Origin of the sequence: Kribbella sp. VKM Ac-2571 (assembly GCF_004362255.1) — a bacterium.
In the GTDB taxonomy this organism is placed as follows: Bacteria; Actinomycetota; Actinomycetes; order Propionibacteriales; family Kribbellaceae; genus Kribbella; species Kribbella pratensis.
On the sequence record NZ_SNWS01000015.1, the window covers coordinates 72,966 to 87,802 of the forward strand.

Sequence of the window (14,837 nt, forward strand, 5' to 3'; positions counted from 1 at the left end):
CTTGTGCCTCCTGGTCGGAGCCGGTCGCCCGGCTTTGACATCGGTTCAGGAGATCCAGCCGAGACTTTCGAGGGTGTCCGTCGTCGGCTTGTACTCGCAGGCGACAACTCCCTCGTAGCCCGCCGCCTTCAACGCGTCGAGGGTCGCGTCGATCGGCAGCGCTCCGGATCCCGGCTCGCCGCGTCCCGGACTGTCGGCGAGCTGGACGTGCGCGACCGGAACCGTCGACGCCGTGGCGAGCAGATCGACCCCGTTGCTGCCGAGGTGGAACGTGTCGAACAGCAGCGAGAGATTGTCGATGTCCCGCAGCGGGCCGCTGAGGAGCCGCAGGACGTCGTCCGCGGTGAGCAGGGGATAGCGGCCGTTCAATCCTTTGGTCAGCGGTTCGATCAGGACCGTGCCATCCACGGTGGCCACGGCCGAAGCGGCGGCACCGATCGCGGCTGTCGCAGTCTTCTCCTGCTCGTCGCGCGACCAGCGATCGTCGAGTTGCCCGTAGAGCAGGTTGAACAGCCGGCAGCCGGTGCGCTCGGCGATGCGGACCATCACTCGCACGTTGGCAGTCAGCTGTTCCTGCCGATCCGGATGCGACGCGACGCCGCGCTCGCCGCCCGGTATGTCTCCGCCGTAGAAGTTCAAGGCGCCCAGCGACACCCCGGCGGCCGACACGGTGCGCACGAAGTCGTCGACCTCGGCCGTCGACGGATCGGGTACGGCGAACGGCCACCAGGACTCCACGACCCGGAAACCGGCCTGCGCCGCCGCGGCGAACCGCTCCGGATACGGCAGCTCGGTGAACAGCATCGAGACGTTCGCACTCAGCTCATGGCCGCGATACTCCATCGCTGAAGACTAACATCAGCTCTTGCCAGTCGTGCATTCTTGTCTAACAATCTTACGACTACCAACGACGCCGGAGGTGCGATGCACACCGAGCACGAGAACCAAGTAGTCGACTCCGATCCGGACTGGCCGTTGGCGGCGACCCGCTGGGCCCAGATCACGTTGGCCGAGGACGATCCGGCGCACTTTGACGCCGACTTCTGGCTGCGGCTGATGCACGACAGCAAGGCCAACGCCACCTGCATCAGCGCGGGCGGGTACGTCGCCTACTACCCGACGGAGATCGAGTACCACTACCGGAGCAAGTTCCTTGGCGACACCGACCCGTTCGGCACGCTCGTCGACGGCGCCCGCAGCCTCGGCATGAGTGTGATGGCCCGCGTCGACCCGCACGCGGTTCATGCGGACGCCGCCGCGGCACACCCCGAGTGGCTGGCCCGCGACCGGGACGGCAACCCGATCGAGCACTGGGCGTACCCCGGTATCTGGCTGACGTGCGCGTTCACGCCGTACCACCGGGAATTCGTCACCGAGGTGATTCGCGAGATCGTCCGCGAGTACGGCGTGGACGCGGTCTTCGCCAATCGGTGGGAGGGGTACTACGGGATCTCGTACAGCGAGGACGCCCGCAGGTCGTTCCGGGACGAGACCGGTCTGGAGTTGCCGGCCGAGGAGCACGGCGAGGGCTGGCCGGAGTACGTCGCTTGGCGGCGCCGGCGACTCGGTGACCTGGTCGGTATCTGGGACCAGGCGGTCCGCGACCTCCGCCCGCATGCCCGCTTCGTGCCGAACATGGGTGCGCTCGCGGCGCGCGACCTGGCCCGTGATCTGGCGGAGCCGGTCGCGCCGCTGTTCATCATCGACAAGCAGGGTCGGCACGGGATCGAGGCGCCGTGGGCGGCCGGCCGGAACGGGAAGCGCAATCGAGGAGTGTTCCCGGACCGTCCGGTACGACTCATCACGTCCGTCGGGCCCGAGCACAAGTACCGCTGGAAGGACTCCGTCGCGCCGCCGGAGGAGACGAAGACCTGGATCGTCGACGGGTTCGCGCAGGGCGCGCTGCCGTGGTTCACGAAGTTCAACGCGAGCGTCCCGGACCAGCGCTGGGTGCAGCCCGTGGTCGAGGCGTTCAACCTGCACGCAGCTGTCGAACCGGTGCTCAAGGATCTGCGGATCACTGCCGAGGTCGCGCTGCTCGACCCGACGCGGACCGGGCAACTGCGGGCCGGCGACAACGACCACGAGGACGGCTTTTACCACGCGCTCGTCGAGGCGCGCGTGCCGTTCGAGTTCGTCTCCGACCAGGCGATGACCGTGGAGCGACTGAGCGGGTTCAAGGTCGTCGTCCTCGCGAACGCCGAGCAGCTCAGCGACGACCAGTGCGCGATCCTGCGGTCGTACGTCGACGGTGGCGGATCGCTCGTGGCGGCGTACCAGAGCTCGCTGTACGACGAGAACGGGAACCAGCGGACCGATTTCGGGCTGGGGGACGTGCTCGGCGTCCGCCTGACCGAAGCGAGCCGGCCGGTGCAGAACAACTACATCGCGCTGACGGACGCGCATCCGTTGAACGCCGGCTTCGAGGGTACGACGCGGATCATTGGCGGCACCCACATCATCGGGGTGGAGTCGGACGCGGTGACGCCGTTCCGGTTCATCCCGGACTTCCCGGACCTGCCGATGGAGGAGGTCTACCAGAGAGAGGCTCCGGACAAGCCCGCGGTGATCTGCACGGAGAACGCCCAGGGCGGCCGGACCGTGTACTTCCCGTTCGACCTCGGAGCGATCTTCTGGGAGGCGTTGCAGTCCGACCACGGCCGGCTGATCGCCAACGCGGTCTCCTGGGCGCTTGGCGCCACGCCCCAGGTGACGGTTGGCGGGCCTGGACTGGTGGACGTCGCAGTCCATCGAGGCGAGAACGAAGTCGCCGTTGCGTTGGTCAACCTCACGAACCCGATGGCGATGCGAGGCGCGATCCGCGAGACGCTCCCGTTGCCGCCGCAGACCGTGTCGATCGCAGTACCGACGGATCGGCCGAAGGTCCGGCTGCTGGTGGCCGGGATCGAGCTGGAGCCGGCGGTCGTGGACGGGCGGGCGGAGATCGTGATTCCGACTGCCGGGCTGCTCGAGGTCGTGCATGTCGATTGGAGCCAGGCATGAGGATCGGGTTCATCGGGCTCGGAGTGATGGGCCGTCCGATGGCGGACAACTTGATTGCTGCCGGCCACGAACTCTCCGTCTATCGCGGCCGGACCGATCTCGACGCAGACGTGTGCGCGTCGGCCAAGGAGGTGGCTGAGCGGTCCGAGGTCGTGATCCTGATGGTGCCGGACACCCCTGACGTCGAGGCGGCGCTGTTCGCGCCGGGCGGCGCCGCTGAGGGGCTGCGGCCGGGGTCGCTGGTGATCGACATGAGCTCGATCTCGCCGACCGCGACCATCGGCTTCGCGCAGCTGATCGAGAAACTGGGTTGCGACTACCTCGACGCACCAGTGTCCGGCGGCGAGGTCGGTGCGCGGGACGGGACGCTGACCATCATGGTCGGCGGCCGGCCGGACGTGTTCGAGCGAGCGCGGCCGATCTTCGCCGTCCTGGGAAAGAACGTCACGCTCATCGGCGGTCCCGGCGCCGGACAGACCGCGAAGGTCGCGAACCAGATCATCGTTGGGCTGACCATCGAAGCGGTCGCCGAGGGACTGCTGTTCGCGGAACGGGCCGGCGCGGATCCGGCCGTCTTACGGCAGGCGCTGATGGGCGGGTTCGCCAGCTCGCGCATTCTCGAGGTGCACGGTGAGCGGATGGTCAACGAAGCCTTCGAGCCGGGGTTCCGGCTGCGGCTGCACCGCAAGGACCTCGGACTGGCCGTCCAAGCCGCGGCCGAACTGGATCTGGCGCTGCCGAACACCGCCGCGACGCAGCAGTTGATGAACGCTGCCATCGCGGATGGAGACGGGGAGCTCGACCACTCCGCGCTGTACCGGACGTTGCGCCGGGAGCACTCGTGAGGCTCTGGTGGCAGGACCCGTTCCGGATGTTCCAGACCAACTTGCGCGAGATCGACGCCGGGCTGGATGTCGAGTCGGTGCTGGACTATCTGGAGGAGTTCGGCGCGGACACCTGGTTGCTGAGCGTCGGCGGGATCTTGTCGAACTACCCGACCGATCTGGAGTTCCAGACCCGCAACCCGCACCTGGCGGGGCGCCCGTCCGGTGACCTGGTCGGCGACGCGGTGAAGGCGGCGGCGCGGCGAGGCATCCGCGTGATGGGCCGGATGGACTTCTCCAAGATCGACCACCGGCGGGCGGAGGCGCATCCGGCCTGGTGCTTCGTCGGACCCAGCGGAGCGCGGCAGGTCTACAACGGGCTGACGAGCGTCTGCCCGAGCGGCGACTACTACCAGGTGAAGCTGTTCGAGGTCCTCGACGAGGTGCTCGATCGGTATCCGCTGGACGGCTTCTTCTGCAACTGGATGTCGTTCAACGAGGTCGACTACAGCCGCGTCTACCACGGGGTCTGCCACTGCGTGGCCTGTCAGGAGCGGTACGACGGGGTGCTGCCGGACGACCGCGATTCACCCGGGTATGCGGACTGGCAACGGTTCTCGAAGGAAGTGCTGGCCGATCTCACCGGGAGGATCCGGGAGCACCTGGCGGCTCGACGTCCGGAGGCGCCGTTGGTCCTCGGCGACCAGGCGGACATCGTGTTCCACGAGGCGAACAACGCGGTCGGCCGGCGGTTGTGGCATCACCGAACCAGCGAGAGCGTGAGCGCGGCGAAGACCTTCCGTCCCACGGTCCCGGTGCTCACCAACTCGGTGGGCTTCGTAGACATGCCGTACCGGATGGCCAGTGAGGATCCGCATCATTTCGCGCAGTACCTGGTGCAGGCGATCGCCCGCGGCGCCAACCCCTCGACGTACATCATGGGGACGCCGGCCACCACGCCGTACGCCTGCCTGGACGTCGCTGCCCAGCTCACGCGATTCCATCGCGATCATGCCGAGGTCTATCGGGACCTGGTGCCTGCCGCACAGACGCTACTGGTCAGACCAGTGCACTCCCGGGCCGAGTTCGAAGGTCTCTACCTCTCGCTCCTGCAGCGTCATGTGCCGTTCGACGTGCTGCCGGAAGAGCGGCTCGGCGAGGCGGACCTGACCCGCTATCGGACGGTGGTGCTGCCGAATGTCGGACCAGTGGACCTAGGTACCTACGTCGGCCGAGTAGTTGCCACCGGCACCACAACGGCGCTCCCCGTCCGGACTCTCGCCCGGTACGAGACCGAGGCGGAGACCCGGTCTCTGCACCTCGAGGGCGGCGTTCCGGTGTTCGGGACCTTCAAGGTCATCGAGGCGCCGTCCGACGCCGAGGTCGCGCTCCGAGCCCTGTCGAGAGCGCCGTACGGCCCACCGGAGAAGTGCTACGGACACGTGCCGCTTGACCATCCCGGGATGGTCAAGCAGGGCAACGTCGTGCTGTTCCCGTGGACCATCGGACAGGCCTATCGGGAAGTGGGGTTGAGCGTTCATCGCGATCTGTTCGTGGATCAGGTGGGCGGAGCGGTGGAGACGGACCTGCCGGAGCAGGTCGAGATCGTGCTGGGGCGGTCGGCGGCGGGGTTCGTCGTACATCTGCTGAACAGATCGGGGGACGCCGACCAGCGATTCGCTCCACCCGTACGGATCGGGTCGGCGCAGTTGCGGGTGCCGGCCGACGTACGCGAGGCGCGGGCGCTGGTGGCGCAGGAGCGCCTGCCGGTGAGCGACGGGTGGGTGCAGGTGCCGGAGATCGGGTTGTTCGACGTACTCGTCTGTGTGTGAGGAGAACGAGATGGATCGGCGAGGATTTCTCAAGGTTTCACTGGGAACCGGGCTCGCGGCGGCCGCGGTCGCCGGGTGCGGCGGGAGTGGCGGCGGGCCCTCAGGTGATGGTGGGAAGGTCACGCTGCGGTACGCGTGGTGGGGCAACAACATCCGCCAGCAGAACTACACCAAGGCCCTGAAGCAGTTCAGTACGGCGAACCCGTCGATCACGATCGAGCCGGAGTTCGCCGACTACACCGCCTTCCAGGAACGGATGACGACGCAGATCGCGGCCCGCGACGTGCCGGACATCTTCTGGATCGCGTCGCCGCAGGTGATGACGTACCACAAGAGCAAGCTGTACCGGAAGCTCGACGACATCCCGACACTGAAGTGGGACGACTACAGCAAGGAAGACCTGGAGACCTTCAACCTCGACGGGCAGCTCAACACGCTGCCGTTCGGCATCTTCACACCGGTGATCCGCTACAACGAGACCGTCGCCAAGGCTGACGGCGTGACCATTCCGGCCGAGGGGCCGGGCTGGACCTGGGACAGCCTGGCCGAGCTACTCGTTGCCTACAGCAAGAACAATCCCGGGAAGCGCAAGGGTACGCCGTACGCACCCGACCACGACCTCACGTTCGAGGCCTGGCTGCGGCAGCGGGGTGAGCAGTTGTGGACCCAGGACGGTCAGGTCGGGTTCACGGTGGACGGTCTGGGGAGCTGGCTCGACTGGTGGGAGAAGCTGCGCAAGGCCGGCGGTGCGTTGTCGCTCAGTGAGCAGGAGGGGATGGGCCCGGACTGGGCTCAGGTGGGGAAGAAGGTCCTGGTGAACTTCGGCAACTCCAACCACATCATCGACGACGCGAAGATGTTCCCGAAGGAGAAGTTCCGGCTGCGGGCGGCCCCGATCGCCGCGGACGCACCGGCCGGGCACAAGTACCTGTACTTCCCGCGGATGGCGATCTACCAGCGGATCGAAGACGGCAACCTGGAGGCGGCCGGCAAAGTACTCGACTACAACGTGAACAACGCCGAGATGCTGAAGACCGTCCGGCTGACCATGGGCGCGCCGACGAACCCGAAGGTCGCCGAGCAGGCCGCCGCGTTCGCGAGCCCGGACGAGAAGGAGATGCTCGCGGCGGTCGCGAAGGAACGCGCGGGCGAGCGGAAGCCGCGCTACGAGGCACCTCCCGGGTCGAGCACCTGGCGGACCACGATGGCCCGGATCTGCGAGGAGATCGCGCTGGGCAAGACGGCGGTGCCGGCCGGTGCGAAGAAGTTGGTGGACGAGATCGGCGCCGGGATCAAGCGGGCCGCATGACGTCCCGCTCGAAGTTCTACCTCAATCGCCAGGGGCGGGCGGCACACATCTTCCTGATCCCCTGGCAGTTGGGGTTCCTGCTGATCACCGCGGTGCCGTTGCTCGCGTCGCTGTACCTGGCGTTCACGAACTACGACATCCTCAATCCGCCGGAGTGGACCGGGCTCGAGAACCTCCAGCGGATGATCCACGACGACCAGTTCTGGGCCTCGGTCCGCGTGACCCTGATCTACGTGCTGGTCTCGGTGCCGCTGCAGCTCGCCTTCGCGTTGCTGCTCGCGCTGATCCTCGACCGCGGCCTGAGCGGGCTGGCGTTCTACCGCAGCGCGTTCTACCTGCCGTCACTACTGGGGTCTTCGGTGGCGATCGCGATCCTGTGGCGGGAGATCTTCGGTGACGACGGTCTGATCAACAAAGGGCTGGCGCTGATCGGGATCCACGGCGAGAGCTGGTTGCAGAACCCGCGGACCGCGCTGGCGACGCTGATCGTGCTGAACGTGTGGACGTTCGGCTCGCCGATGGTGATCTTCCTGGCGGGCCTGCGGCAGGTCCCTGACGAGCTGTACGAGGCGGCTCGCGTCGACGGCGCGGGTGTCTGGCGGCAGTTCACGCACGTGACGGTGCCGCTGCTCACGCCGATCATCTTCTTCAACCTGATCCTGCAGACGATCGGCGCGTTCCAGACCTTCACCCAGGCGCACATCGTCAGCGGCGGCACCGGCGGTCCGGCGAACTCGACGCTGTTCTACACGCTGTACGTGTACCAGCAGGGGTTCGTCGCCTTCGACATGGGCTACGCGTCGGCGCTGGCCTGGGTGCTGATGGTGGCGATCGCCGTGGTGACGGCACTGCATTTCCTGGTCTCGAAGTACTGGGTCTTCTACGGCGACAATTGAGGGACAGCTGATGGTGAGTCTGACGGCAGGAAAAGTAGTCTCGAGCCTGGCTCCCGTCCGGCAGCGGCGGTTCCGGGCTGCTCTCAAGCACACCGGGTTGCTGGTGTTCGTGGCGTTCATGATCTATCCGCTGGTGTGGATGGTGGTGAGCGCGTTCAAACCGCCTGAACAGATCCTGACCGAACCGGGCATCATCCCGTCCGACTTGACCTTCGAGAACTTCAAGGACGGCTGGCATGCGCTGAACCGGCCCTTCTCGGTGTTCTTCGTGAACTCGCTGATCGTCACGATCGCCTCGATCGCGGGCAACCTGTTCTCCTGCTCGCTGACGGCGTACGCGCTGGCCCGGCTGCAGTTCCGGATGCGGAAGGTGTACTTCGCGATCACGCTCGCCTCGGTGATGCTGCCGTTCCATGTGCTCGTCATCCCGCAGTACATCTTCTTCTCGCAGCTCGGCCTGGTGAACACCTACTGGCCGTTGCTGATCCCGAAGTTCCTGGCCACCGACGCGTTCTTCGTCTTCCTGATGGTCCAGTTCATCCGGACGCTGCCGCGCGAGCTCGACCGGGCGGCCTGGATCGACGGCGCCGGCCCGTTCCTGACCTTCTGGTACGTCGTGCTGCCGCTGATGCGACCGGCGCTGGTGACGACCACGATCTTCACCTTCATCTGGACCTGGAACGATTTCTTCGTACCGTTGATCTACCTGACCAGGACGCAGGCGTTCACCGTGCCGGTGGCGCTGAACTCGATGGTCGACTCCGAGACCCAGAGTGGAGTGGGCATGCTGTTCGCGATGTCGTTGCTGTCGCTGGTCCCGATCCTGATCTTCTTCGCCGTGGCCCAGAAGTACCTGATCCGCGGCATCGCGACGACGGGACTGAAGTGATGATCGTTGTAGTGGGCAAGGAAATACCGGCGTACGTCGAGGCGGCGGGAGAGCAGGCGGTGCGCTTCGTCGACTCACTCGACGACGCCTCGGACGTCTACGGCGAGATGGAGGCGGTCGTCGCTCACGTGCCGCCGGACGTGCTGGTCAAGGCGCCACGGCTGCGCTGGGTGCACAGTCCCGCGGCCGGGGTCGACGTCGACCTCACGCCGGAGATGCTCGCGTCGGACGTCGTCCTCACCTCGAGCGCCGGGAACGGCGGGATCTCGCTCGCCGAGCACTCGATCCTGCTGATGCTGATGCTCAACCGCGACGTACCGCGGTGGATGCGCGCGCAGGCCGAGCACCGCTGGGACCACTACCGCCACGGCGAGCTGGCCGGCCGGACCGTGGGTATCTACGGTCTCGGCAACTCCGGTCTCGATCTCGCGTTGAAGGCGAAGGCGTTCCACATGCGAGTTCTCGGCGTACGGCGGCGTCCTGAGCAGCCTGCGCCGTACGTCGACGAGCTGTGCGATCTCGACCGGTTGCTCGCGGAGTCGGACTTCGTCGTGGTGACGACGCCGCGGACGCCCTCGACACGCGGGGTCTTCGGGCGGGACGCGTTCGCGCGGATGAAGTCGACGGCGTACTTCATCTGCATCTCGCGCGGCGGGATCGCCGATGACGATGCGCTGCTGGAGGCGTTGCGGACCGGGCAGATCGCAGGCGCCGGCCTGGACGCGCACGGAGTGGAGCCGCTGCCGCCGGACAGCCCGTTCTGGTCGTTGCCGAACGTCGTCGTCACGCCGCACAACGGCGCCACCAGCGACGGCACCCTCCGGCGGCACCAGGAGATCGTTGCCGACAACATCCGCCGTTTCGTCGCCGGCGAGCCGTTGCGGAACGTGGTGGACAAAGCCGCGGGTTACTAGGCCAGTACACTTGCCAGACCAGTTTCGTTGGAGGGGGTGTTGTGGGTACCGAAGCGCGTCTGGAGCTCGGGCCGTCCTCGCTGACCGACGCGCTCTACGAGTCGATCCGCAAGCGGATCGTGAACGGGGAGATCCCGCAGGGGGAGAAACTCACCGAGGTCCGGCTCGCCACGGAGTACAACGTGGCCCGGCCGACGGCGAAGGCGGCCCTCGAGCGGCTGACCGCACTCGGCCTGTTGCGGCGTACCGCGCACAAGACAGCGGTCGTTCCGGTGCTCGACGAGGCCGAGATCCGGGACCTGTTCTTCAGCCGGATGACGATCGAGAAGGCGGCGGTGTCCGCGCTGGCCGTGACCGGCCAGGTACCGGCCGAGGCGGCCCGGGCACAGGTCGCGATCGAGTACGCCGCGCGCGACCGGCTGTTCGAGAACCAGGTCGAGGCGGACATCGCGTTCCACACGGCGTTGGTGGCCGCGGTCGGCAGCCGCCGGCTGACCCGGATGCACGAGCTGATCATCGGCGAGGTGCACCTGACCATGGGCCAGTACCAGGCGCATCGCAAGGCCGCGCCGACCACGGTCGCCGAAGAGCACGCGGCGATCCTCGAGGCGATCCAGCAGGGCGCCCCGGCGGACGCGGCCGATCACCTGGCCTATCACCTCGAGCAGGCCCAGGGCCGCTTGCTCAGCACCCTGCCTGGGGATTGACGAAAGCCGTCCGGCTTGGGAGCCTCGGGGAGGACGGGGTGAGTCTGGGGGAGGGCCGGATCCCGTCGGGGGATCAGACGCTTCTGGGGTGAGTTCTCGCGTTGCGCTCGACGGAGACGACCGGTCTGCGTGGTGTGCGCCGTGGGCGCGCGCCGATCTGCGGCAGACGGCAGTGGTTCGGGGAGCGGTTCGGGGAGCGGACAATGGTCGACGATTTGAGAGAACGCACGCGCGGACAGGTCTTCGCAGCGGGCGACGAGGGGTACGACGCGGCGCGCCGGGTCAACAACTGGATGCACGACAAGCATCCGCGGGTGATCGTCCGTTGCGAGAACGCCGGTGACGTGATGGCGGCGATCGACTTCGCACGCCGCAACGAGCTCGACCTTGCGGTGCGGGGTGGCGGGCACAGCGTGCCGGGGTTCGGCACCGTGGAGGACGGCGTCGTCGTCGATCTGAGCGGGATGCGCAACGTCAGGGTCGATCCGGTGAACAGGACCGCACGGGCCGGCGGCGGCGCGACGTGGGGCGATTTCAACGCGGCCACGCACGCGTTCGGGCTGGCCACCACCGGCGGGATCATCTCGACCACGGGCGTCGGCGGGCTGACGCTCGGCGGCGGGATCGGGTACCTGGCCCGTGGGCTCGGGCTGTCCTGCGACAACCTGATCTCCGCCGACGTGGTGACCGCGGACGGGAAGTTCCTGATCGCGAGCGAGAAGGAGAACGACGACCTGTTCTGGGCGTTGCGCGGCGGTGGCGGCAACTTCGGCGTGGTGACCGCGCTCGAGTTCCGGCTGGCGCCGGTGTCGACGATCTACGGCGGCCCGATGTTCTTCGAGCTGTCCGACGCGGTCGCCGTACTGTCGGGCTTCCGGGAACTGATCAAGGACGCGCCCGAGCAGCTCGGCGGGTTCCCGGCGTTCCAGATCGCGCCGCCGCTGCCGTTCATCCCGGAGAACCGGCACGGCGAGCCGTTCGTGGCGATCGTCGGCTGCTGGGCCGGCGATCTCGACGAGGGCGAGACGCAGATCTCGAAGTTCCGCGAGTTCGCGCCGGTGATGGCCGAGCACGTCGGTCCGATGCCGTACCCGGCCTTGAACAGCGCCTTCGACGCGCTGGTGCCGCCCGGTCTGCAGCACTACTGGAAGGCGAACTTCGTCACCGAGCTGACCGACGAGGCGATCCAGGCGCACATGCGGCACGCGCCGGGTCTGCCGGCGGTGAACTCGACCGTGCACATCTACCCGATCAACGGCGCCTGCCACCGGGTCACCCCGGACGGGACCGCGTTCGCCTACCGGGACGCGAACTTCGCGACGGTGATCGCGGGAATGTGGCCGGATCCGGCGGAGAACGACGCGAACATCGACTGGGTGCGTTCGTACTACGACGACGTCGCGCCGCACTCCGAGGCCGGCGGGTACATCAACTTCATGGCCGACGACGACCAGGGCCGGATCCGGGAGAACTACCGGCAGAACTACGACCGGCTGGCCGAGGTCAAGCGCAAGTACGACCCGGACAACGTGTTCCACCTGAACCAGAACATCGCGCCTTAGCTCACAACGTCAGGAGGCGCTGGAAGAAAGCGCGGTACCGCTGGAGCGCGGAGCGGAGGTCCTCGGTCGACGGCTCGCCGTTCGACCACTGCTGCTCGAGGTCCTGGCGCTGGCGGTCGAAGCCGTCGGCCAGGTGCTGGAGCACGTCGTCGACGAGCTTGTCGGCCTCGCTGACGGCGTTGCGCGGGTCGTCCACGAAGCCTTGCTGGACGACGTCCCAGCGGGCCCGGAAGTCGACCGCCGAGTCCTCTGCCACCAGCGGTCCGCCATCCGTCCGGTCGTTCGTCCGGTCGGTTGCGCGGTCGGTTGCGGGGTCGGGTTCAGTCGGCGTACGGCCGTCGTCGACGTCGCGGTGCCCGGCCAGGTCGGGGTCGGGCTCGAGATCGTCGTCGTCGAGCGTGCGGTCGTCGTCGAGGGGGACGCCACGGCGATCGTTGGTGGTCATGCTTGCTCCTGGATGTGCTCGCTGTCTTCCAGCAGGGCGTCGACAAGGTGGCGGTACGCCGTGACCGCGCGCCGCAGGTCCTCCGTATCGGCCTCGCCGCGCGCCTGGTCGACGGCGATCCGGTGCGCCTCGCGGTAGTGCATCGCGACGTCCGGGTGCGCGACGGACACGTCGTCGGCCCGCTGCTCGAACTCGTCGACCGGGTACCCGGCTTCGCGCATCATCCGCAGGACCAGCCGGTCCGCGTCCGCGACCGCTCCGGCAGGACGGTCGACGAAGCTCTGTTGCACTTCGGCCCACTCGGCGCGGTAGGTCCGGGCGGACTCAAGGCTCAGCGGCGTGATGTGCAGGCGCGACACCCGGCGTTCCCGCTCACGCAGGTCACGCTCGGCGCTGCGACGATCGCCGGACTCCTCCAGTGTGCGCTCGTACTCCGGGCCGAACCGCTGCTGCAGTTCGCCCGAGCGTCTGCGCTGGTACAGGTACAGAAGCGCCGCGGCCGCGATCAGCACCACGACGATGATCACGATGGTCAGGACGGTACCCATCAGAACTCCAGTCCGGTCGCACGTGTGGATCCGCGGTCCCCAGCGCCGCCTCAGCTCCCCGTAGCCCGGACCGGTACCCACGGAAGAAGCGAACAAGCCTCCGGCCGGCCACCCTCCTGCGGGTGACCGGCCGGACGCGGGAACTGAGATCAGGAGTTCGGTGCGAGCTCAGTCGCTGTCGTGGCCGGTGTTGTCGAGCCAGTGCTGGGCGAGGTCGATGTCGCCGTCGACGGTGATGCCGGTGGCCTCGCGGTCGGCGAGCGGGCGTCGGCGGGTCAAGGTCAGGAGCAACGACTGCGCCGGGCCGCTCACCGTCACATCGGCCTGCCGGGTTTCGGGCCGCCACGTCGCGCCTTCGGGGCGCCGTTCGACCAACCAAGCACCCGTGTCGGTAGCCAGCCACTGCAGGGTCTGGCCGGTGCCCCGGATGGCGTGTGCCGACTCGGGCCTGCGCATCTCCCAGGTCGGGGAGGTGAGCATCGAGAGGTGGTTGCTGATGAGTGCGGCGGCGACGTCGGCGTCGATATCGACCGGCCGGCGCCGCTCGATGATCTCCGCGACCCAGTTGTGGGTCTGGCCCACGTGCTCGACCAGGTCGGCCACGGTCCACTTCGGGGCTGTCGGCACGACGGTGTCAGGTCCGGCCACGGCGGCCGATTCCGCCAGCCGGCGGGTGTGTTCGACGATCGCTCGCCGGGCATGTTCCGCGTTCAGCTCGGTCATCGTGTCAGGCCTTGGGGGCGAGTTTGTGGACGACGATGCCGGACTTGAAGGTCGTCGTACCGAGCAGGTCGAGGTGGGTGATGTCGATGCCGGTGCCCTGGAACATGGTTGCGCCCTCGGCGACCACCGGGAAGATCCAGAAGTGGTACTCGTCGACGAGCTTGTTCTCCAGCAGCGTCTTCGAGAACGACCCGGTGCCGTACTTGATCAGGTCACCGCCCTCGGACTCCTTGAGCTTGCGGACGGCCTCGGCCGCGTCGCCCTCGAGGGGCTGCGCGTTCCACTTCCACTCGGTGACCGTGCGGGAGGCGACGTACTTCGGCATTGCGTTGAACATGTCGGCGAACGGGTCGCCGGCCCGCGACAGCCAGGCGTCCGCGAAGCCCTCGTACGTGACGCGGCCGAGCACCTGCGCCTCGACGCCTTCCATCAGGCCCTGCGAGTACGCGCCGTGCTCCTCGTCCCAGTACGGCGGGCTCCAGTTCTGCGGGTCGTCGATGACGCCGTTCAGGGTGACGAACGTGGATTCGATCAGCTTCCTCATGGGTCTTTCCTCTCAGGGTTTGTACGGACGCTTCTCGCGTGCGTCCTGTAGTGCTTCGGCCCACCAGACGAGCTGGTCGAGCATGAGTTTGGCGTTTGCCTCGTAGCCGGCAGAAGGCCGTGGCCAGCCGCCGTCGGCGGTGAACTGCTCCCAGTAGCAAGGCAGTGCGACAGCGTTGCGGATGGTGACCGCCTGGAGTTCTGCGAAGACCTGGCGCAGTTGCGCGGTGGCGTGGCAGCCGCCGCTCTCCCGGCCGTAGCTGACGATCGCTACCGGCTTGGCGTGCCACTCCTCGTAGCACCAGTCCAGTGCGGTCTTCAGCGTGGCCGGGAAGCTGCAGTTGATCTCCGGTGTGACCACAGCGAACGCAGCCGCGGCGGCCAGCCTGCTGCTCAGCATGGCGACCTCCTGCGGCGTCTCGTCGTCCGCGTCGGGCAGCGTGGTCGGCAGGTTCGCAGCTGCCAGGTCGATCAGGTCGACGTCGAACTGCCTGGCGGCCTGCTCTGCGAGCCAGTGCGCCACGGTCGGTCCGAACCGGCCGCGCCGGGTGCTGCCGATGATCACTGCCAGTCGCATCTGCGTCCTCCTTCCGTCTGACCCAGACTCTGCCGGAAGGGGTTTACGGTTTCTTTCCGGTCCTT

Annotated in this window: 15 protein-coding genes; 9 read left to right on the plus strand and 6 right to left on the minus strand. The window is 67.6% G+C overall.

Translation table 11 applies throughout. The features are described from left to right. Positions 1 to 45 precede the first annotated feature (45 nt). The gene (locus EV651_RS29290) at positions 46 to 843 is read right to left on the minus strand and encodes a hydroxypyruvate isomerase family protein (protein ID WP_133788493.1); all 798 of its coding nucleotides are present in this window, start codon (positions 841 to 843) and stop codon (positions 46 to 48) included. Between the two features lie 81 nt (positions 844 to 924). Between EV651_RS29290 and EV651_RS29295 the strand changes: the two genes are divergently transcribed. The 9 genes from EV651_RS29295 to EV651_RS29335 all read left to right on the plus strand — a co-directional run bounded on the left by EV651_RS29295 (position 925) and on the right by EV651_RS29335 (position 11,936). Continuing rightward, complete coding sequence (locus tag EV651_RS29295; RefSeq protein ID WP_133788494.1) at positions 925 to 3,003, plus strand: alpha-amylase family protein; 2,079 nt, start codon at positions 925 to 927, stop codon at positions 3,001 to 3,003. Next, positions 3,000 to 3,848, plus strand: a complete 849-nt coding sequence (locus EV651_RS29300) for a 2-hydroxy-3-oxopropionate reductase (protein ID WP_133788495.1) — start codon at positions 3,000 to 3,002, stop codon at positions 3,846 to 3,848. Before EV651_RS29295 ends, EV651_RS29300 begins: the two co-directional genes overlap by 4 nt. Then, positions 3,845 to 5,659, plus strand: coding sequence for an alpha-amylase family protein (locus EV651_RS29305; protein ID WP_238157267.1), 1,815 nt, complete (start codon positions 3,845 to 3,847; stop codon positions 5,657 to 5,659). The genes EV651_RS29300 and EV651_RS29305 overlap by 4 nt, the downstream gene beginning before the upstream one ends. Positions 5,660 to 5,669: 10 nt before the next feature. Further along, entirely contained in the window at positions 5,670 to 6,968 is a 1,299-nt protein-coding gene (locus EV651_RS29310; RefSeq protein ID WP_133788496.1) for an ABC transporter substrate-binding protein, read from the plus strand. Then, a complete protein-coding gene (locus EV651_RS29315) occupies positions 6,965 to 7,864 on the plus strand; it encodes a carbohydrate ABC transporter permease (protein ID WP_133788497.1) in 900 nt (299 codons plus the stop codon). The genes EV651_RS29310 and EV651_RS29315 overlap by 4 nt, the downstream gene beginning before the upstream one ends. A 10-nt stretch (positions 7,865 to 7,874) precedes the next feature. Beyond that, positions 7,875 to 8,753 (plus strand): carbohydrate ABC transporter permease, encoded by an 879-nt coding sequence (locus EV651_RS29320; protein WP_133788498.1) that lies wholly within the window; start codon positions 7,875 to 7,877, stop codon positions 8,751 to 8,753. Next, positions 8,753 to 9,667: a D-2-hydroxyacid dehydrogenase gene (locus tag EV651_RS29325; protein ID WP_133788499.1), complete on the plus strand. Its 915-nt coding sequence runs from the start codon at positions 8,753 to 8,755 to the stop codon at positions 9,665 to 9,667. The genes EV651_RS29320 and EV651_RS29325 overlap by 1 nt, the downstream gene beginning before the upstream one ends. Positions 9,668 to 9,708: 41 nt before the next feature. Next, a complete protein-coding gene (locus EV651_RS29330) occupies positions 9,709 to 10,374 on the plus strand; it encodes a GntR family transcriptional regulator (protein ID WP_133788500.1) in 666 nt (221 codons plus the stop codon). Positions 10,375 to 10,577: 203 nt separating this feature from the next. After that, positions 10,578 to 11,936 carry an FAD-binding oxidoreductase gene (locus EV651_RS29335; RefSeq protein ID WP_133788501.1) on the plus strand — a complete coding sequence of 453 codons (1,359 nt, stop codon included), beginning with the start codon at positions 10,578 to 10,580 and terminating at the stop codon, positions 11,934 to 11,936. 1 nt (position 11,937) lies between these two features. On the opposite strand, the gene EV651_RS29340 is transcribed toward EV651_RS29335, so the two are convergent. From EV651_RS29340 to EV651_RS29360, 5 genes are all read right to left on the minus strand, one after another. Further along, positions 11,938 to 12,381, minus strand: a complete 444-nt coding sequence (locus tag EV651_RS29340; protein ID WP_133788502.1) for a hypothetical protein — start codon at positions 12,379 to 12,381, stop codon at positions 11,938 to 11,940. Next, positions 12,378 to 12,929 carry a hypothetical protein gene (locus tag EV651_RS29345; protein ID WP_133788503.1) on the minus strand — a complete coding sequence of 184 codons (552 nt, stop codon included), beginning with the start codon at positions 12,927 to 12,929 and terminating at the stop codon, positions 12,378 to 12,380. Before EV651_RS29345 ends, EV651_RS29340 begins: the two co-directional genes overlap by 4 nt. Before the next feature lie 168 nt (positions 12,930 to 13,097). After that, positions 13,098 to 13,652: a maleylpyruvate isomerase N-terminal domain-containing protein gene (locus EV651_RS29350; RefSeq protein ID WP_133788504.1), complete on the minus strand. Its 555-nt coding sequence runs from the start codon at positions 13,650 to 13,652 to the stop codon at positions 13,098 to 13,100. Between the two features lie 4 nt (positions 13,653 to 13,656). Continuing rightward, positions 13,657 to 14,196: a dihydrofolate reductase family protein gene (locus EV651_RS29355; protein ID WP_133788505.1), complete on the minus strand. Its 540-nt coding sequence runs from the start codon at positions 14,194 to 14,196 to the stop codon at positions 13,657 to 13,659. A gap of 12 nt (positions 14,197 to 14,208) precedes the next feature. After that, a complete protein-coding gene (locus tag EV651_RS29360; RefSeq protein ID WP_133788506.1) occupies positions 14,209 to 14,772 on the minus strand; it encodes an NADPH-dependent FMN reductase in 564 nt (187 codons plus the stop codon). Positions 14,773 to 14,837: the final 65 nt, after the last annotated feature.